The organism is Dyadobacter sp. CY261 (assembly GCF_021440085.1).
In the GTDB taxonomy this organism is placed as follows: domain Bacteria; phylum Bacteroidota; class Bacteroidia; order Cytophagales; family Spirosomataceae; genus Dyadobacter.
Genome location: NZ_JAKCPW010000001.1, coordinates 1,000,927 through 1,020,726, shown reverse-complemented (window position 1 = coordinate 1,020,726; position 19,800 = coordinate 1,000,927). Strand labels below are relative to the sequence as shown.

Sequence of the window (19,800 nt, the reverse complement as noted above, 5' to 3'; positions counted from 1 at the left end):
CCAATGCGATCGCTATTATTATTTCCGGATATAGTTATGAATTGCCAATTCCGCCTTGTTCGGATCCTTGAAACCCAGCTGCATCCTATCATCTTTGAGGCTGATGACGTATGCCTTTGACCAAACCTGATCTCTTCCCATATTGAGCGGGACGACATTGGTGAACAAAATGGTCTTTGTCTTGATATCAAAAAAGTAGCTGCCCGAGAAAGTCCCGCTTTTGGCTATCCCTTTCTGGACCACCTTCGCCACCGGGTCGGCTGTGCCGCTCTTGATACCTAATGTCATCGTACCGTAATCCTGAACCGCGCCCATCCAGCTTTCATACTTTGCGTCATACAGCCAGCAATCCCCTCCTGTCTTGGTACACTGATTATCCCAACCGTAATCGACGCCCGAGAAGAACAACGGACCTTTGAATTTGGCAGAAGCACCTTTGGCATCCAGATCCAGCACCCACGTTTTTTCTTTACCGATTCCGCCGGTGAGCAGGGTAAACAAGGGGTCTTTATAATATTCCAGGATTGCCGGGTCAAAAATTCGGATGAAATAATTGATTGTGTCGACTGCCGTGGCATAAGTGATTGTGTTCGCCAGTACAGGATCGGCACCGGTAAAATTGCCGGGGACTTTCACTATAACACTGGTATCGGTATAAACAGCGCCGGCCAAATCGGCCGCCACCCCCTGAAATGCTATTTTAGTAGCATTTTTGAGGTTGTATCCTACAATATTCACCTTTTGATTCGGCGATATGGTGTGAACGATCGAATCGCCCGGCGCGGCGGCAACGTTTCTTACATACATTATCATAGGCGCACCCGTAATGTTGATGGTGAAGGAAGCAGAACCACTGCCGTTCACCACGGTAACGATGTTCACCTTATCCCTCGCTACGGAGTCAAACGGAATCGTAGGAACCTGTACCACAATGCTTTGACTTGTTAATAAAGTCTGGTTAATGGTTGCGGCGATACTACCGAAATAGACTTGCGAAACGTCTCCGAGATTCTGCCCAAGTACTACCACCCACTGCCCGGCCTTCAACGTTTCCACCACACTGTCGCTCGGCGATGCGGCATAATTTCGTATTTCGGTGATAACCGGCGGGCTTATTTCATCCTTTTCACATGCAGAAAGTAGCAGAGAGACCGCAGCGATGCAGCAAAACAGAAGAAAACAGATTCTGTCGTATATGATATTTTTCATTTCTCTATGTTTTTAAAACGAGTAAGGCACGGGAGCTTCTAACAATTTGGGATTGGCTGTCACTTCCGGCGAGGGTATCGGGAATTTGAATGTATTGGTGTTGGCAGGTGTAACAGCGGCGAGCGGGTCACCTTTTGTAACCACACCCCCATCGTAGGTAAACAGGTTCCGTTCCTGTTCATTCAGCTTTTTGATGGCCTTCGGTTCGTTGTAGTAAGAGAGCCTTACCAGATCCTCCCAAAAATGCCCTTCCGCTGCCAACTCAACTCTTCTTTCCCTGAGCAAGGTTTCAGCATCAATAGAGGTTACCGGGGCCAGGCCTGCCCTTGCACGCACTTTGTTGAAATACAGCAGCGCATCCGCATGGGTTGTCGAGGCATTGTTGCCCATAACAGCTTCTGCATAGATTAAGTACACTTCGGCAAGTCTTAGCAATGCATTATGCTCAGTCGATGATGTCAAGGTCATCGTGGGTGCGCTGTTATCGACCCTTGTGCCGATGATGTGCTTTTTCAAACCGGTGTTACCGGTAAATTTATAACCTCCTCCTGCTGCATTCAGCTCAGCGTAATAATCACCTTTGAGCATGATGGTGGCCTTACGTCTGATGGAATCTTCTTTCGCATATTGCTTGTACAAATCGTAGGTAGGAGATATCGAATACCAACCCGCCTGCCCTGCGGCCGAAATCTCGGTGCCACCCGGTGAATAGATCTGCAACATGTTTCCTTCCAGCCACCCGGTACCCGCAGCCCACTGCAATGCAAATAATGACTCCGGGTTATCGTTGAACTGCGTTTTGAAGAGGTCCGCATAATTGGGTAGCAACGCCAAACCGCTCTGCTTGCATACGTTACCGGCGTGGAATTTGGCGCTGTCCAAAAGCGCCTGATTGCGTGGGCCATTGCCTTTTGCATCCAGCCCCGCCCAGGTCAGATATACTTTACCCAACATTCCTTGTGCAGACCATGTCGACACCCTTCCGGCATCTTTTGCGGGAAGGTTTTTCGTTGCAAAAAGCAGATCATTCACTATAAACTTGTAAACGTCATTGACCTCATTGCGGAACACCAGCGGAGCATTGATGAGCTCCGTATTATCTTCTATAATGGGGACGTCCCTCCATAGCAAGGCCAGGTTATAGTAAGCAAATGCCCGTAAAAACTTTGCTTCGGCAATAGCGCCATTCCGGTCTTTTTCCGGAATGGAAGCCGGCGCCTTTTCCTGAATGGCTTTGATGGTAACATTGCAATGCGCGATGATCTTGTACATGGCTTTCCAGTTCGCGATCATGATTTCATTGCTCCCGGTAACCGAAAAAGTATGCAGTTGCACCGCATCGCCCCAATAGTTCAGGGCCATATTACCGCTCAGAACCTCACCGATGGGCAGGTAGCAGTTGTAATTCCATTCACCCCACGGCTTACCACCGTACAGGGCAGCCGTTGCAAGTCTCAGGTCATTCGTAGTCTGATAAAAGTTATCGGCACTGATCTGCGATAATGGGGGCCGGTCCAGAAAGTTATCACTGCATCCGGCCATGAATACGGCGAAGAAAAGCAGGGCCGCCGCCATTTTATTTTTTATTTTCATTGCTCAATATTTTAGATTTTCATCAAATGAAGGTTCAGCGCTATTTGGTTAACTGCAAGCTTGCGCCTACGGTAAACACACGCGGTTGCGGGTAGAAACCACTGTCATACCCTGCATTCAGCGGGTTCCACGAGCCTATTTCAGGATCCATTCCCTTGTATTTCGTGATCAGGAAGGCATTCGACACATTGACATAAACCCGTACTGCATGAATGTGTGCTTTTTCCAGCAGTTTGTCCGAAAGCGTGTACCCGAGCGAAATGGTCTTGAATCGAAGGAAAGACCCGTCCTCGACGTATTTGTCGGAAGCCCTGTTATTGCCGTTGGTATTGTCGTTTCTCACGCCCGGAATATCAGTTTCAGGATTAACGACATACACGTTATTGATGTCGGTAGCAGGTTTTTCGGGATCAATCAAAGCAAGCTTTGCGTAGTTGTTCAGCGCTTTCAAATATCCGAAGCTTGTCCCTGGGTACTCGCCGTTCATGCGCATCTGATTGAACACTTTGTTACCGTAATTACCGGTTAAGAATACATTCAGGTCAAATTTCTTGTAGGATACTGAGTTGTTCAGCCCAAGTTGAAGCTTCGGGATCGGCGATCCGAGATAGGTCTGATCGCGTTCATCGATCGCTCCGTCACCATTGAGGTCCTTAAATTTAAGGTCGCCATACCAGATGCTACCACCTGCCGCTCCGACTGGCAACGGGGCGCCGTTTTTGGTCGGTAATGCGTGGGTTTCAAAATCTTCCTTCTTGGAAAAGATGCCGTCTGTCTTGTACCCGTAGAACTGACCGATCGAGTTCCCTACCACTGTCTGGCTATACGGCGATCCAACAAGTGAAGCGCCATCGGTGTTTAGTTTCAATACCTTATTGATGTTGCGTGATACCGTCAGATCGGTTTTCCACGTCAACGATTTTGTCTGAATGTTGGTAGCGCTGATTTTAAAGTCAAATCCTTTGTTGCTGATCGTCCCCACATTGACATAAGGCGCATCCAATGCTCCGGGAGACCAGCCCACTGCGGTTCCTGAATAATAGGGCAATGGAATCTGCATTAACAGACCATCCGTTTTCCGGTTGTAAAAATCGACGGAGAAGCTAAGGCGCCAAGATAGCAAGGCGGCGTCCAAGCCGATATTGCTGTACTTCGTTTTTTCCCATTCCACATAAGGGTTCCCAATGTTTTCGGTGAGCTGGGATATGCCCGACAATCCGGTGGCAACCGTCGCTAACGTAGATGTATATGCGAAGTCCCGGACGTTTTGATTATTCGTCAAACCGTAGCCTATTCTGAGCTTCAACTCATTGATATCTTTGAAGTTTTTCAAAAAGTCCTCATTCTGTATCTTCCACGCAACGGCCCCCGAATAGGTTGTTACCCACCGGTTTCCAGCCGCGAATCTGGACGAGCCATCGGCGCGGACGTTACCGGTGAGCAGGTATTTATCAAACAACCCCAAATTCAACCGGCCAAAATACGATTCCTGCGCATTCTGACTTTTGGAACCTCCGTTGGTAGCCGAAGTAGGATCACCGCTGCTGATGGCCTGCACATTGTTGGACGGGAAATTATTGCGGCCTGCACTTACATTCTCGCCTTTGCTCAATTGTGCCTCATGTCCCACCATCAAATTCGCATTGTACCGGTCGTTGAATGTGTGTGAATAGGTCAGGTAATTTCGGATCGTGGTATAAATGCTTTGACCGTAAGTGTACGATCCGCTATTGCTATTGTTTTTTACAAGCCCCATCGTGTAGCTTGGGTTAAATTTATCCTCCGTAGCCATTGAGAGGCTACCGGTGACCTCATTTCTCAATGTCAGAGATTTGCTGAATGTGATCTCGGCATAGGCATTTCCAAACAGCTGATTTCTGTTCGCCTGGTCCTTGTTGATCGTCGCCACCGCATAGGGGTTGATGGTGCTGTTCACCCAACCGTTAGGGTTATACGCACCGCCCCAACTGCCGTCCGCATTCTTCACCGCAATGTCGGGAGTTTGGCTGAGTGCCGAATTGATGACGTTGGAACTGGTCGCATTGACATTCTCCCGGATGTTCGCAAGTTGAAGGCTCGTACCGATCTTCAACCAGTCGGTCGTCTTGTTGTCCAGGTTCAGTCTGACGGATATCCTTCGGAAATCAGAGCCCGTCGCAATCCCTTCCTGCTTGAAATACGAACCTGAAAAAAGGTATTGGGTTCTGACATCGCCTCCGTTGATGGTGACCGTGTGGTTGGTCATCGGCGCATTTTTGAACAATTCGTTTTGCCAGTTGGTACCCTCGCCCAGGTATTGAGGATTGGCAAATTCCGGCCGGGTATCGAATCCCCAGCCTAAACCGGCGTTCCTTTCATTGATAAATGTGGCGTACTCCCGTAAATTCATGGTAGGAATCCTCTTTGGCAACTGTTGAAAGCCCGTGTAGAAGTCGTAGGAGATGCGGGGAGGTGTTACCGCGCCTCGTTTGGTTGTAATGATCACCACGCCATTCGTAGCCTGCGATCCATAAATAGCGGTAGCGGATGCATCTTTCAGCACGTCTACCGACTCAATTTCCGATGGATTGATGGCAGCCAGCGGGTTAGTACCAGCACCCAATGAAGTTGCCCCGCCTAGGATCACACCGTCTATTACATATAATGGTCCTCCCGAGCCGAAGGAAGAAATCCCTCGGATCTGCACCGAAACGCCCCCGCCAGGTTGCCCCGACACCTGCTGCACGACCATACCTGCCACTTTCCCCTGTAATGCCTGATCGAAAGTGACCGGGTTCGTTTTACGGATTTCAGCACCGGTAACAGACGATATGGAGCCCGTCACATCCTTCCTTTTCGCCTCACCATACCCGATTACGACAATTTCTGAAAGTGTAGCGACATCCGGCTGAATAGTGATGTCAAAACGAGTCTTATTCCCCACCGGAATTTGTTGCGACAGGTACCCGATGAAGGAAATTTTAAGAACATCCTCAGGCGCTGCCTGAATAACGAACTTTCCGTCCGGGTCCGTTGAGACGCCCATCGTAGTTCCTTTCAGTAGAATGGTCACGCCGGGCATCGGGCTTCCCGTTTCACTTTTCACTGTTCCTGACACCTGTTGTCGCTGCGCGTGAGCCATCATACACGAGAACAAAATAAGCGCAGTAACACAGAAGCATCTGTAAATTTTTTTCATCATTGATTTGCCTTAAGTACGTTACACAATGCGATTTGAAAACAGATTCCCTACCTCATAATAGTCCAGCGGCAGGCGCGCCACTTGCCTTATCGGACTAGCATCATAACAGGAATTGTTTGCATCAAAGGTAGAGCACCAATGAGCTATGGGTGGGTACGAATTAGTCCGAATGAGGGGGATAAAAAGTCCAGAATAGTATTAAATAGCCAAAAAACAGCAAAAAACTGATTTTGCGCACACGGGCCGGGGAGGCCGTTTTACGCTAATTTTTACCCGTTGCCCGTTTACCGCATGAATAGGCGGAAGGCAGTACATGGTAAAAGTCCTTGAAGTAACGGGCAAAATATTTAGGGTTATTGAAGCCGACCTGGTAGGCAATTTCAGCGACCGAAAGCTGGCTTTTTTCTAAGAGCTGAGCAGCGTGCTGCAACCTGATATCACGGATCACTTCGAGCGGGGATTTCCCGGTAAGTGTCTGCACTCTTTTGAAAAATTGCGAACGGCTCACACCCATTTCGCGGGCGAGGTCAATCACCGTAAATTCGGCATTGGAAATATGCTTCTCGATCACCTGGACCATATCGCGAAGAAATTGCTGATCCAAGGGTGTAATTTTAATTTCACTTGCCTTAAGTCCATTCTTGGGCGCAAAGAGGGCCTGGAGACTTTGCCGAGACGAAATAAGGTTTCTGATGCGCGACTCCAGCACCTGAAAGTTGAATGGCTTCGGAATGTAATCATCTGCTCCTGCTTTAAATCCTTCGAGGAATTGTTCATCCTCCGATCGCGCGGTAAGCAAAATGACCGGCGTATGGGATACCCGCTCGTCCGATTTCACCATTTTGCAAAAGTCGAGCCCATTCAGGCCGGGCATCATAATATCCGTCACGATCAGGACAGGACGTTGCGCAAGGGTTTTGTTCCAGCCTTCGTCACCCGTTGCGGCCTCGATCACGGAATAGGATTGCTTCAAGTTATCTTTGAGATAGAACCGAAAATCCTCATTGTCCTCTACCAGCAAAATGAGCGGCTTATTGGCAGATTCGTGTTCCGTTCGAATTGCATCGTCCGACACAGCGAATTGAACGGGCTCGTTAATGATTTCATGCACCGCCTGGCTTTGTTTCTTCAGAGAGAGCACAACTATAAAGCAGCTTCCTTTCCCCACTTCGCTCTCCACACGAACAGTCCCGCCATGAATGCGAACGAATTCCTTGGTAATGGCCAGCCCGATACCGCTCCCCTGGTTGATGATCGTATTGGGCAAATCACTTTGAAAGTAACGCTCGAAGATCAACTCCTGTTTTTCAGAGGGTATACCAATGCCCGTGTCTTTGACTCTGATCTCCACCGCATTGTTCTCCCCAGCGCCCTGAACGTCCACCGTCACGGACACCTCGCCGGGGCCGAGAGTAAACTTAATGGCGTTCGAAAGCAGGTTAAATAAGATCTTTTCGAGTTTTTCATGGTCAAACATCGTTTCGAGCGCCGAGACGTTTGAATAAAACGTAAGCCGGATATCTTTTTTCTCAGACAAATCCGAGAATGAATAGACTGTATTTTTAATGAACCGGACAACGTCACCATCTGAGGGATGAAACCGGATCTCGTTCACTTCCAGCTTTCTGAAGTCGAGTAGCTGATTGACAAGGTTCAGCAGTCGCTTCGCATTTCTCTGGATCAGATCAAGCTGTTTCTGGTCCTGACTATCCACGGCCTTTGCACTAAGCTTTTCAACCGGGGCGAGAATGAGGGAAAGCGGTGTACGCAGTTCGTGGCTCACATTGGTGAAGAACTTTGTCTTAAGCATATCCAGCTCCTGTGAACGCCTCGCCTCTTCACGCGTCTGTGTGATAGCAAACTTCATCCTTTCCCTTTCCTGAATGAGCTTGCGTGTTGCCAGAAGAAGCAGAACTATCCCCAGCGTATACAATGAATAGGCCAGGGGCGATTTCCAGAAAGGCGGAAGCACCTTGATGGGCAATGCTATCCCTGTTTCATTCCAAAGCCCGTCGTTGTTGGATGCGATCACACGAAAAACATAGTCGCCGGCATCGAGGTTGGTGAAGGTAACTTTCCGGTTTGCGGCGTTAGTGCTCAGCCAATCATCATTAAAGCCTTCCAATTTGTACTTGTACTGATTTTTACCAGCCTGAATAAAGCTGAGGGCGGCAAATTCAATGGAGAAGACATTGTCGCTCGCCCGCAATACAATGGAAGGACTCGTTGTGATGGAGGAGGTAAGTACCGACTTATCCTGATCGGACAATGAGGGGTGGATGCTGCGGTTAAACAGTTGAAAATCGGTGAATGCCAACCGGGGCACTATCTTATTTTCACCCAAATCCTGCGGCCTGAATAAGTTGAAACCACTGGCCCCGCCAAAAATCAGTTCTCCACGGCGTGTCCTGAGCGCAGCATCCTCGTTGAATTGTCTGCCTTGCAAACCATCGATTTCGGAATAATTCCTAAAACTGACTTGCAAGCCCGATTTCCCCGAAGAAATGGTGGCGCATGACAAGCCGTTCGGAGTACCCAGCCAAAGCCGTCCGTCTTCATCTTCCAACATCGATAGAATAGCCTTGTGAGAGAGTCCCTGTTTCTCGGTGTAATTGATGAATGTGTTGGATTCCCGCTGCCATAGACCAAGTCCTCCCCGCGTCCCTATCCATATCCTCCCCTTTGAATCCTCGTGGATGCCTAAAATGTCGTTACTGACAATGGAGGCGGGATTGTTCTTTTCGGTTTCAAAGTGGACCAGCTCCCCGGATGCCTTCATCAATACGTCTATCCCCGTGGGCGTCCCAAACCACATGTTGCCCTTCGAATCCTCGAAAATGGTAGGAACACAAACGGAATAGAGCGCCCATTGCTTTGGATGAGTAAACCTGGTGAAGGTTTTTTTACTTTGATCAAACAGGCAAAGGCCCCCGTCGAGGGTACCGATCCAGAGTCGTTGCTGCGAATCTTCGAATATTTCCCACACGCTTCTGCCCGGAAGGCTTTTGGGCTGCTTGGGGTCCTGCTGGTACCGAATGAACTTTTGTCCGTCATAACAGCTCAATCCGCCCAGGAAAGTCCCTATCCATAACTGATTTTTGTGGTCGAGGCACAAAGTGACGATGACATCGTTGCTCAGGCTTTGCGGGTTCTTCGGATCGTGCCGGTAAGTCGTGAATTTCCCGGTCTGCCGGTCAAAGTATATCAATCCCCCGCCATTGGTTCCAAGCCAGAGGTTACCCTTCTTATCCTCTACAAACGCATTGATGTCCTCAAAAGGCAGACCGTTAGGCTTCGAATACCGGTTGACGAGCGGAAACCGCTTGATGTTCTGATGAAAATAATCCACCCCGCTTTTATACGTACCCAACCAAATCACTCCATCCTCGTCTTTGAGCATCGTGGTAATTGCATTATGACTCAGCGTCTGGTCATTCTCCACCACATGCGACATGTGGGTCACAGACAGCGCCTGTTTATCCAGCACGTCAACGCCGGTTTGTCCATTGGAGATCCAGATGTGCCCCCTGACGTCCACTACCAAGCCGGTGGTCATGTCAGAGCTCAGCCGGGGGCTTCCGAAGGTCTTTCCAAAATGAAGTACCCTGCCCTGCTGCCTGTTGAAATAAGCTACGCCCAGATCGAAATTGTTGGGATATACCCAAACATCCCCGTCAGGGTCCAGCATCAGCTTACAATGCAGGTGGTCGTCCTTGCTGACCCTGCGATCGTAAAAAAAATTGAGCCTTTTGATCACCCTCACGCCTTGCTTCTCAAGAACTGCATTTTCGACCATCCCATTGGAATGTGCCAGCCAGTAAGTGCCATCGGCGTGCTGTGCTATGGCGGTGACGTCGTTGCTGGCTATGGAGGTGGTATCGCGGCCGGCATGTTTTACAGAAAAGGCCTTTTTGCTCCTCTCATTGTAACAGATCAGTCCGTCGTTTTGAATGATAAACCAGTAGTTGCCCTTGTTATCCGGTACAACGGTTTGCAGGTTGGCGGGCTTGGTAACGGAATATGCCTGAAAACCTTGTGAAGGCCGGGAGAAGGTCTCTGTTGCCGGGTCATATACGCATGTGCCAATAGAAGTGAGAACGCCCATTTTCCCGCCCGGCATCTTAAATAGATCGACAACGTAGTCGTGAAACAGTGATGTGGAATCGGATGCATCGCTGCGAAACACCTTGATCGTGTAGCCGTCGAAACGGTTGAGTCCCGACTCCGTACCGATCCAGAGAAAGCCGGTTTCGTCGCGATAAATTGCTTTTACATGGGCATGGGAAAGGCCCTGGCGGGCATCAATATGAACAAACCGACGCTCCTGCCCGAATGATTTGACTGTGACGTGAATCAGCAACAACATCATCACCAGCCGAACACTTTTCAAAAAACTTGATTGCTTCACCACTAAATTTCAAGATCAGAAACCCTTCCTGTTACATTCCAATTTTCCGGTCTGTCCATCCCAACTGACCCTCAAAGCTAGCCCGATGCACGCATAAAAATTGCATCAAAAACAGACCTTTTTTTACCTGAAACAGATTTTTACCTATTTTTAGGCCAATTTTCTCATGAATTATGAATAAACGGTTTCTCCGGCATACATTGTCGCTTCTCAACACCGACTACGTACAACTGGACTCGAAATGGAATTACAAAAACGTAATCAGTCCCTATCATCGCATCTACTATATCGATGCTGGGGAAGGGAAAATTTCGGATACATCCAAGACATTAAAGCTGGAAGCCGGCTATCTCTACATCATACCTTCGTACACCTTTTGCAATCTGGTTTGTGAAAACTTCCTGAGCCAGTATTTCGTTCAGTTTTTTGAAGAGTCAACCGATGGTACATCCTTATTTTCGGATATTCGCCTCGTCCACAGGGTAAAGGCGTGTGATATCGACCTGATCAATTTCCGTCGGCTTGTGGATATCAATCCGGGACGGGGCATCAATCGCTCCGACAATCCCCAGGTGTACGAGAAAAACATCTACTACAAGGAATACCAGGAGCTGAACAACCACCAGAAAATTTCGGACTTCCTTGAAACGCAGGGCATCCTTTTACAGCTATTATCCCGCTTTACCGTTCCTGAAATATTCCAGGTCAGGGAAGCGAGGGTCATTCCGGCAAAAATTCTTGACGCCATGCGCTTTGTGTACGTCAACCTGCATTTGCCACTTAAAGTGAAATTACTCGCAGAACGGGCCAGCCTGAATGCAGAGTATTTCTCCCGCTTGTTTGAAAAGCACACAGGCACGCGCCCTCTATCATTTATTTATGAAACTCGTATAGAGCGGGCGGTCCACATTATGGCAACCAGCCGGGTCTCGAATGCCGAAATTGCTTCCCTGACCGGCTTCGAAAGCCTGTCGCATTTTACACGAACGTTCAAAAAAGTGACCGGTCTTCCACCCAGCGCTTACAGGAAGCAAATAGATTTTTCCGAAGATGATCAGCCATAACCGGTCATCTTCAAAGTAAAGTCAAATTAGCAGAGGCTTCACCGTCCGGGCGCGGTGGTTACCTGACAGACATTGCTATGTCAATCCCACTTTCATTGAGCCTCGTTAAGTGTTGTCTGCACATAATTCACGCCAACGCGCAACGCCTTTAACCCGTTTACCCCTTGCAATTCTTCCAGATCCAGGTATTCCAGGTCCGCCAGCAATGTTCCCTGCTGTTGTAAATAGGTGATATAACCGATGTATTCCTGGATCGAACTGTTACTAAAATACACCATGGCAATTTTGCCCGGCTGGGTAAGTCTTTCCTGCGTTCCTGCAATATGAACTTTGTCAATTCTTTTCTTTATGATCTGGTATCTGATGTTATAGGCTCCTTCCACGTCGAATCGCCGCTCGTCATCACGGAAGCTGATATCGATGGTCCCTGCGTTTATAAAAATGAGCTGTGTAGTCGGTAATTTCTTCTCCATTCCGGCCAGTAACTCATTCGTTACCAAGGCAATATCGGCCATACATTTCAACTGGGCGAGCCTTATATTTTTCAGGTAGAAATCGTGGTAACGTGTTTCCGGATCGATTGACTGACCGATGTAGATATCATATTCTACCCCGTCTGTTCTAAACTTGTCGAAGAAAGTTGGATAAGATAGTTGTAATTGATTCTTAAATATATCTAAATGTTGATTTACCGCGGAATTGATTGTTTGCATCGATTCTTCCAATGCGTGCCGATGCGCGAATGCCTGACCTGTTTGCTTATCTGTAAATTCAAAATACTTCTCCACACTCGTGAATACTTCTTCCGAGCATTCGTTATTCGCAGTATCCATACGTTTGCGTTCATTTACTCCCGTCAGGTTTTTTCTGCTAAAATGTGCTAAAACGGGATGTATCTCATTGACCAGGAATTCTTCAAGATGCAACTCGTTGGTATGCGTTGTCTCATCATTTAAATGCGCTTGCATTTGCCTGGTCTTGAAGATGAGTTCGCCCGCAAGGTAAAGCCCAAGATGCTGCTTTAGAACTGACAATGTATCTATCAGTACCGCAAACAAAGCATTGAAGTCTTCCTTCAATGCCACATTTCTCTCTCCTGTGGAGTTTCTGATATCTACCGCACCATAGAGTGGATACACACCCTTAAACGTGATTGGCTCAATGGCGACATCGGGTATTTTCTTCGCCTTGTCCTGCAAATAATGCCATGCAGCGTCCCTGAATTTCCATGTAACGGCGGGTTGCAGAGAGGTGAACTTGTCTCGGATCACATGTTCGATCTCTTCATTGAATTCACTGATCGTGTTTTGATAAATCAGACCTAATAGTTCAAATGCGTGATTTAATCTTGCCAGTATAATTTCATTTATTCCGTTCACTCTATCGGAATACACTTCAAAAACTCCGCAGAAAACACCATGGTGGTAGACTGGTAACAGAGCGGCGGCAAGTATGCACGAATTTTTAAGAACCTGCACCAGGTCAGGGTCAATTTCTGATTGCGACAGGTCATTGCTGACGAAGTATCCAGGTTGGTTTAAGTACCTTTTCACCAAAGACAAGTATGCTTTTTCACCGTTGCTATATTCCAGTGCGGCTTTGATAATTCTACTGCTAATCCAATTATTATAATTGAAAACAAGTTTATTGTTCACTTTTAAAAGCGGCATCATACCAAAGTCAATGGTAGGATCGCCCGCCAGTGTTTTTAAGGCATCTGTGATATTCGATAAATACGACCCGGTATCAAGGTCTTGCCTGTTCAATATGATCTCTCTGAGTTCTTCGAGGGCATGCTCCTGGGTGACGTCTGTGGCAGTGAGGACTGAGAAACCTTCGAACTTGAAAGTATCCAGTGGCAGCATTGTTGCCAGCCACTCCAAACCTGCCGGATCTTGCAATTTATTTTTGATCGCTTCGTGGTCAATGGCAGGAAGCTTATCCTTTGGGGATACTTGCACAAACCGGGAATCTATATTGATGCGGTAATATTTTTTTTCGCCAGGTGTTTCCGTATTGACGCAGACAATCAGATCAGTAGAATCTGATTTCGAAATGCCATAGAGATTTTCAAGGATGATGTCATAGGCCCTTTGAATATCCTGCTGTAAATCACCCTCTACAACATGGGCTTTGAGCGTTTCGGTTACGCTATCAAACAAAAGGTCATACAAAGAGTCCGTAACAAAAAAAATCAATGGGTCGATCGGCGCGCTCAGGCCCCAAAGCAGACCTTCTTCGGGCTTCATCGACGGAACCAACGTGTGATAGATCAGTTGAAGCTGATCGATGTAATCGGCTACCTTGTCGGTATACACCGGCTTGCTGAATGCCGGGTCTTCTAAAATCCTGTCCAGTACCATTTGTAATACTTCCTTTTGAAAGCCGGTTTCCAGATCGACCCTTGACCTCAGAAAAACTATAAATTTGGTGAAGGATAGCACCATAAGATTAAGTGAATCGGCAGACATCTTATCCGTGATGTCAACGAGGATCGATTTCATAATTTACCCATTGAGAAATGAATGTCATACTCATCGTTTGGTCCCTGGTTACCTTCTACTTCATATTTCTTTTCGGGACGGATAATAAGCCGAAGTGTAGGATTATTGGTCACAAAACTCCAGAACCAGGTGAAAGCGAGTCTGCTCTTATTGCGAAAGCTTATCAATGGAATGATGTGTATGAACAGCCAAACCAGCCAAGCTATGAAGCCGCTGAAAAACCCGCGTGGTAAATCCACTACGGCTTTATATTTGGAAATAATAGCCATACTGCCTTTATCAAAATACCGGAAGGGTTTTGCAGGCCTGCCCTGTTGGAGCCTGATCAGATTCTGACCCAGCAACTTTCCTTGCTGCATAGCAACCTGGGCGAGTTGAGGGTGGCCATTTGGAAATTTCGCATCCGATACCTGTAAGCATTGATCTCCAATCGCGAAGATATTTTCAAATCCCTGTACATGGTTTTTTTCGTCCACCATGATCCGCCGGCCTCTGCCAATCACTTCTTTGGGCAATCCTTCTACTTCCCGGCCAATGACGCCGGATACCCAGATTAACGTTGCCGTAGCAATACTTTCCCCTGTGGAAAGCATCACCTTCTCGTTCACATAATCTGTTACTAACGTATTAAGCAAGATCGTAACCCCAAGCTTGCTGATTATCTTCTGCGCTTCCTTTTGCGCTTTCGTGCTCATGGGCCCCAGCAATGCGGGGCCACTATTGATCAGATAAATCTGTCCCAATTCCGTTGTAAATTGTGGGTAGTCTTTGGTGCCGATATGATTTTTCATTTCGGCTAACATACCCGCCAGCTCTACACCGGTGGGGCCTCCTCCGGCGATCACCAGGTTCACCAGCTTACTTTTATTCAACAATGAGGTTGAACGCGAAGCTTCTTCCAATTTCAAAAGAATATGATTCCTCAGATTGAGCGCGTCGTCGATGGACTTCATGGGCAGCGCATTCCTGATGATATTCTGGTTTCCGAAAAAATTCGTTTCGGCGCCCATGGCCAACACCAGGTAGTCGTATTGCAAAGAGCCTGAATCGGTTACAAGGGTATTGGTTTCAGGTTCAACACGGAGCAGGCTACCCATATAAAAGCTGATATTTTCTCTTTCCTGGAATATTCTGCGGAAAGGGTAACTGATATTGGAAGCCTCGATAAAGGCCGTGGAAACCTGGTAAAGTAGAGGAGGAAAGAAATTATAATTGTTTTTGTCCACCAGGACCACCTTTAAATCCCTGGTGCGGGAAAGTTCTTTGGCAAGCTCCATGCCTGAGAGCCCTCCCCCGACGATGATAATCGTTTTCATGTTATTGTGATTTAAGTCTGCGCATTGCTGCTGCATGCGTGATGTTAATACCGCTCGGTCAGGATCTTCAGATCTGAAACCGCCAACCTGTAATTCAGCTGTGCTGCCAACAAATCGGCCTCTGATTTGGCCAGTGACGATTTGGTATCAAGCAGGTCGGTTTGGGTATTCATCCCTGCGAGCTTTTTGTCTTCCTGCTCTTTCAACTCCTGCATACGGAAGGTATAGGCGCGCTGGGCCACTTGAATGAGCGACTGCGCCTGGCGGATCTTGCGGTAGGCCTTGTCGACGTTGTCGTTCACCTCGTCCTTTTTATCGGCCAGGAGCGTTTGCGCTTGCTGCGAAACCAGGTAACGTTGTTTGATCACTTCTTTGTTACTGAAAATACTTTGCACGTCCCATTTAAGGCTCGCTCCCGCAATAGGATTGTTTCGTGGTAAAATCACATTCCCTTTCTGGTAAGTATAGCCTGCAAATACGCCGATATCGGGCCGGTAGCTCAGCTTGGCTGCCTTAATAGCGAGTTCACTTTTAATCTTACCGAGATCCGCCAGTTGGATATCCACATTATTCTCCATGGCCCCGGTCCTGTAATCTTCCAGCGTTTTGGTGACTTCCGTTGGCGGTAATGCTGCATTGCTAAGGTTGATTTCACCGGTTTCAATGCCGGTCAAACGGCTCAGATCGGCCAGGTAATCGTCTTGCCGGATTTCCAGTTTTAGCAGTTTCTGCTCCTTGTCCGCAATGTTGGCCTGCAAACCGGATTCATTCGACTCAATGGTTTTGCCCGACAATTTCCCGCTTTCTACATCGTAGAATTTGATCCTTGCCAGTTCCAGCTTCGCTACGGCTTCTTCTTTTTGCTTGCCTAAGATCAGGATACCATAATATAGTTTTTCCACTGCCTGACGAATTTCCAGCGATACTTTTACCTTCTCCCGGTCGGCAATTTCCACGTCTGTTTTAGAAATTGCCACACCCGTTTTGATCTTGCTTAACTGTGAAATCGGTTGATAGATCGTCGCGCCTGCATTGAATGTGTGATGCTCTCCAAGATCGAAATTCAAATCGTTGTCGGGCATTGCCGCATTGCCTTCCGGCAGCGGGAGCTGGCCCAGAGCTCCCTGCGGTATGGAAAGGTGACCGATGCTGGCATTGTACTGATAAGTAGAATTAACCGAAACGGCCGGGTAAGCCTTGATCTGGTCTTCTTTTACTTTTGCCTGTTTTTCTTCAACCTGTGAAGATTTGACACTGTACATTTTGTTGTTTTGCAAAGCCTTTTCTATCGTCTGGTCCAGCGTAAGCGGGGCCTGCTGGGCATTTATTTTGCCGGGGTTGAGCAGCAACACCGTTGCTAAAACCCCTAGTGATTTAATGATGGTCCTATTTTTCATTGCAGTTCTGTTATTAGGCTATTTTTCAATAATTCTTCTTTGTCCGATGGCTTCATCCAGCCGATGTAAAGCACCGGAACAGTAAGCAGCGCCATCACCATGCTCCATATCACACCCACTGCGATCACACTCGCCAGCGGGCCCCACATCGTAGAGCCGGAAAGGATCATGGGAAGCACGCCGATCGCGGCCGCCATGGCTGTCAGAAAGATGGGGCGAAGACGTCTTTTGCCGGATTCAACAGCAGCCGTAGCGATGTCCATGCCGTGGTGCCTGATCAGTTCGTTGGTATGATCGACGAGGATAATCGCGTTTCTGACCACAATACCCGACAGGCTAATGAGCCCGATAAAAGCCGTGAAGCTGAAATTGTTGCCCGTAATATAAAGTCCGAACACGGCACCGAACAGGCTTAAAGGGATCGTGAGCATGATAATCGCGACTTCTTTCAGGTTACGGAATTGCAGCAGCAGCACCAGGAATATCAACACCAGGCTCACGCCAAGCACTGCTATCATCTGACTGAACGTCTCGGCCTTATTCGAATATTCACCTCCATACTGGATCTTGTAGCCGGTGGGAAGCTTTATTTTCGAAATCTCTGCCTGGATTTCAGCCTGCAATTCCGAAGGCAAAGTTCCTGCTTGTGTTTCGGATTGGACCGTCAGCGTGCGCACGCCGTTACGGTGCATGATTTTGCCGGTAAACCACTGTGGAACGATGTCGGCAACCTGCCTTAATGGAACACTGGAACCGGTCACCGGTGATTCAAGGTAGGTATTTGACAGGTCGTCGGTGGAACGGCGGTTCTTTTCGTCTAGCCTTAAAACGATGTCGACAGGCTCATTTCCTTCATAAATAGTCGACACCGGTGCCCCTGCAAAGCCTACGTAAACCGAGCTTGCAATGCTCGTCGTAGTAAAGCCAAGTCTGCTCGCGTCATTTTTAAGATGTATGCCAATTCCATAGTAATCTTCGCGGTAATCGTCCCGCACCAAGCGGCTGCCTTTTGCTTTTTTAACAACCTGCTCGACCTGTGCCCCTATCTGCTGCAACCGGTTTATATCTTCCCCAATGATGCGCACTTCCACAGGCGCTTTCAGTGGCTGGCCCTGCTGCATAAGCTTCACCTGTACCATACCTTCGGGAACCAGGTTGTCGATCACGTGCGTCAACTCCTCCGCCACCTCATCCGTCGTTGCTTCTGTTTCTGTATTGATCAGGATCTGCGCATAATTTTGGACCGGCACTTCGGGTGAGAAATTGTAGTAAAACCGCGGGGCGCTGGTGCCGACAAATGTGGCATAAGACTGTACCCGCTTATCTGCTTTCACGATCTTTTCAACCTTTGCAATAGACTGCTCGGTTTTGTTCATCTTCGTACCCGTTGGCATCCAGAGCTCCACAACGAACTGGTTTCTTTCAGCGGCAGGGAAAAATTTTTGCTTGACTTGTGTTGAAAAAAGGTACCCCGCTATCAGTATTGTGCTTAAACTAGCAAGGACGGTCGTTTTCGGATGTTTTACACACCAGTCCAGTGCAACGTTGTAGCCATTCTGCATTTTGTCCAGCAAGGTTTCCTTTTTCTTTTTATTGGCTGCTTCATCGCTGTGGTCGTGCAACCCCTTTTTGATAAAAGTGTAGCACAAAAGCGGCGTTAAAACCATCGCGACAATGAAAGACGAGGCCAGAGCGATGGCGACGGTTACGGGCAAAGCATGGATAAATTCGCCCACTGTTCCTGTCAAAAGCACCATCGGCGCAAAGGAGGCTATAATTGTGACCGTTGCGGCAAGTACCGGGATGACCAGGTCGCTGGCACTTCGCCAGGCGGCCGACCAGCGGTCCACGCCTTCGTCGAGCAGCTCCACATAGTTATCCGCAATCACAATGGCATCGTCGACGACCATTCCCAAAACAACGATCAGAGCGGCCAGGGAGACCTGGTGTAATTCTATTCCGAAAGCTTGCATGAGCGCGAATGTGACGGCAACGGTCATAGGTATGGCCATGGCGGCAACGGTCGCAATGCGGAACGGAAGCAGTAAAATTACGACCACTACAACCGAGATAATGGCCAGAAAAAACTCGTGGATAAAATGGGAGATGTTAGAGTCCACCATTTGCGGCTGATTGACGATCGTGGTCAGCTTTACATTGCCAGGCAGTAGTTTCTTCACCTCATCAATCTTGCCCTGTACCTGCTCCCCGAACTTGACAATGTTATTCCCCTCTTGCATTTGTACGGAAAGGATCATCGCCTTATTCCCATTGACGGTCGTTTTGCTCGTCAGGTCGTTGTAAGTTCGCGTTAAGGTTGCCACATCGTCCAGGCGGATGGTCTGTCCCGATTTGGAAGCGCCTACGATCTGATTGGCAAGCTCACCTTCCGAGTTGAAATAACCATCCGTGTAAAGCGGTGTCTGGCTGTTTTCAGTTTTAATATCCCCTGTTGCGTTAATGATGTTCTGGCTTTGTAGCACCTTGACCACCTGGCTGAGGCTCAGGCCATATTGCGAAAGTTTTTCCGAGTTGGAGCTGATCACAATCTGTTCTTTCTGCTCGCCGATCCTTTTCACCTTGGAAGTTGCAGGCACAGTACGGATTGCATCTTCCAGCTTGCGGGTGTAATCCTTCAATTGCAAATAACTGGCTTCACTGCTTTCGACTCCAATCACCAGCGCCTCTGTGTCGCCGAAATCGGAATTGACAATGGGTCCTTTTACGCCGTCCGGAAGATCGATTTGTTTAGATATCAACAGCTGATGCCGCAGCTTACTCCAGAAAATGTCCGGTTCCTTCACCTGTTCGCTCAATTCTACATTCACTACCACCATTCCGTCGGAGGTGGTCGAATACGTTTTAGCCTTGTTTACTTCCGCGTATTGAAAAAGGTATTGTTCGATTTTTTTAGTAACCTGGTCTTCCACTTGCGCCGAATTGGCTCCGGGAAAAAAGGCAATCACAAGCCCCTGGCGAATGGTAATTTTGGGGTCTTCCCGCCGTGGCATATTCAACAGCGAATTCACCCCCACCGCAAACAATAGCAGTAGTATTGAAAGGGTAACCTGTTTGTATTTGAGAGATGCTTCTACGAAATTCATGATGATTCGATTTGTAAGTTATTG

At 48.0% G+C, this 19,800-nt stretch carries 9 protein-coding genes; 1 reads left to right on the top strand and 8 read right to left on the bottom strand.

Annotation, left to right across the window (positions count from 1 at the left end):
• Positions 1–18: 18 nt before the first annotated feature.
• The 4 genes from LZD49_RS04165 to LZD49_RS04150 all read right to left on the bottom strand — a co-directional run bounded on the left by LZD49_RS04165 (position 19) and on the right by LZD49_RS04150 (position 10,373).
• Positions 19–1,209 carry a hypothetical protein gene (locus LZD49_RS04165; RefSeq protein ID WP_234666061.1) on the bottom strand — a complete coding sequence of 397 codons (1,191 nt, stop codon included), beginning with the start codon at positions 1,207–1,209 and terminating at the stop codon, positions 19–21.
• A gap of 12 nt (positions 1,210–1,221) precedes the next feature.
• On the bottom strand, positions 1,222–2,802 hold the full coding sequence (locus LZD49_RS04160) for a RagB/SusD family nutrient uptake outer membrane protein (protein WP_234666060.1): 1,581 nt from the start codon (positions 2,800–2,802) through the stop codon (positions 1,222–1,224).
• A gap of 40 nt (positions 2,803–2,842) precedes the next feature.
• Positions 2,843–5,923: a TonB-dependent receptor gene (locus LZD49_RS04155; protein WP_255720947.1), complete on the bottom strand. Its 3,081-nt coding sequence runs from the start codon at positions 5,921–5,923 to the stop codon at positions 2,843–2,845.
• Between the two features lie 322 nt (positions 5,924–6,245).
• Positions 6,246–10,373 (bottom strand): hybrid sensor histidine kinase/response regulator transcription factor, encoded by a 4,128-nt coding sequence (locus tag LZD49_RS04150; protein ID WP_234666058.1) that lies wholly within the window; start codon positions 10,371–10,373, stop codon positions 6,246–6,248.
• A 191-nt stretch (positions 10,374–10,564) separates the two neighbouring features.
• Between LZD49_RS04150 and LZD49_RS04145 the strand changes: the two genes are divergently transcribed.
• Positions 10,565–11,455 (top strand): helix-turn-helix domain-containing protein, encoded by an 891-nt coding sequence (locus tag LZD49_RS04145; RefSeq protein WP_234666057.1) that lies wholly within the window; start codon positions 10,565–10,567, stop codon positions 11,453–11,455.
• Positions 11,456–11,547: 92 nt separating this feature from the next.
• Here LZD49_RS04145 and LZD49_RS04140 read toward each other — a convergent pair whose 3' ends face one another.
• The 4 genes from LZD49_RS04140 to LZD49_RS04125 are packed head-to-tail and all read right to left on the bottom strand — an operon-like array spanning position 11,548 to position 19,776.
• Entirely contained in the window at positions 11,548–13,959 is a 2,412-nt protein-coding gene (locus tag LZD49_RS04140; protein ID WP_234666056.1) for a GAF domain-containing protein, read from the bottom strand.
• A complete protein-coding gene (locus tag LZD49_RS04135) occupies positions 13,956–15,275 on the bottom strand; it encodes an NAD(P)/FAD-dependent oxidoreductase (RefSeq protein WP_234666055.1) in 1,320 nt (439 codons plus the stop codon). The genes LZD49_RS04140 and LZD49_RS04135 overlap by 4 nt, the downstream gene beginning before the upstream one ends.
• A 44-nt stretch (positions 15,276–15,319) precedes the next feature.
• Positions 15,320–16,672 (bottom strand): TolC family protein, encoded by a 1,353-nt coding sequence (locus LZD49_RS04130; RefSeq protein ID WP_234666054.1) that lies wholly within the window; start codon positions 16,670–16,672, stop codon positions 15,320–15,322.
• The gene (locus LZD49_RS04125) at positions 16,669–19,776 is read right to left on the bottom strand and encodes an efflux RND transporter permease subunit (protein WP_234666053.1); all 3,108 of its coding nucleotides are present in this window, start codon (positions 19,774–19,776) and stop codon (positions 16,669–16,671) included. The genes LZD49_RS04130 and LZD49_RS04125 overlap by 4 nt, the downstream gene beginning before the upstream one ends.
• Positions 19,777–19,800: the final 24 nt, after the last annotated feature.

Bases quoted from the DNA above. Each gene is read 5' to 3' on its own strand.
- LZD49_RS04125 (WP_234666053.1), bottom strand. From the start codon at position 19,776: ATGAATTTCGTAGAAGCATCTCTCAAATACAAACAGGTTACCCTTTCA.
- LZD49_RS04165 (WP_234666061.1), bottom strand. From the start codon at position 1,209: ATGAAAAATATCATATACGACAGAATCTGTTTTCTTCTGTTTTGCTGC.
- LZD49_RS04135 (WP_234666055.1), bottom strand. From the start codon at position 15,275: ATGAAAACGATTATCATCGTCGGGGGAGGGCTCTCAGGCATGGAGCTT.
- LZD49_RS04155 (WP_255720947.1), bottom strand. From the start codon at position 5,923: ATGGCTCACGCGCAGCGACAACAGGTGTCAGGAACAGTGAAAAGTGAA.
- LZD49_RS04140 (WP_234666056.1), bottom strand. From the start codon at position 13,959: ATGAAATCGATCCTCGTTGACATCACGGATAAGATGTCTGCCGATTCA.
- LZD49_RS04130 (WP_234666054.1), bottom strand. From the start codon at position 16,672: ATGAAAAATAGGACCATCATTAAATCACTAGGGGTTTTAGCAACGGTG.
- LZD49_RS04145 (WP_234666057.1), top strand. From the start codon at position 10,565: ATGAATAAACGGTTTCTCCGGCATACATTGTCGCTTCTCAACACCGAC.
- LZD49_RS04160 (WP_234666060.1), bottom strand. From the start codon at position 2,802: ATGAAAATAAAAAATAAAATGGCGGCGGCCCTGCTTTTCTTCGCCGTA.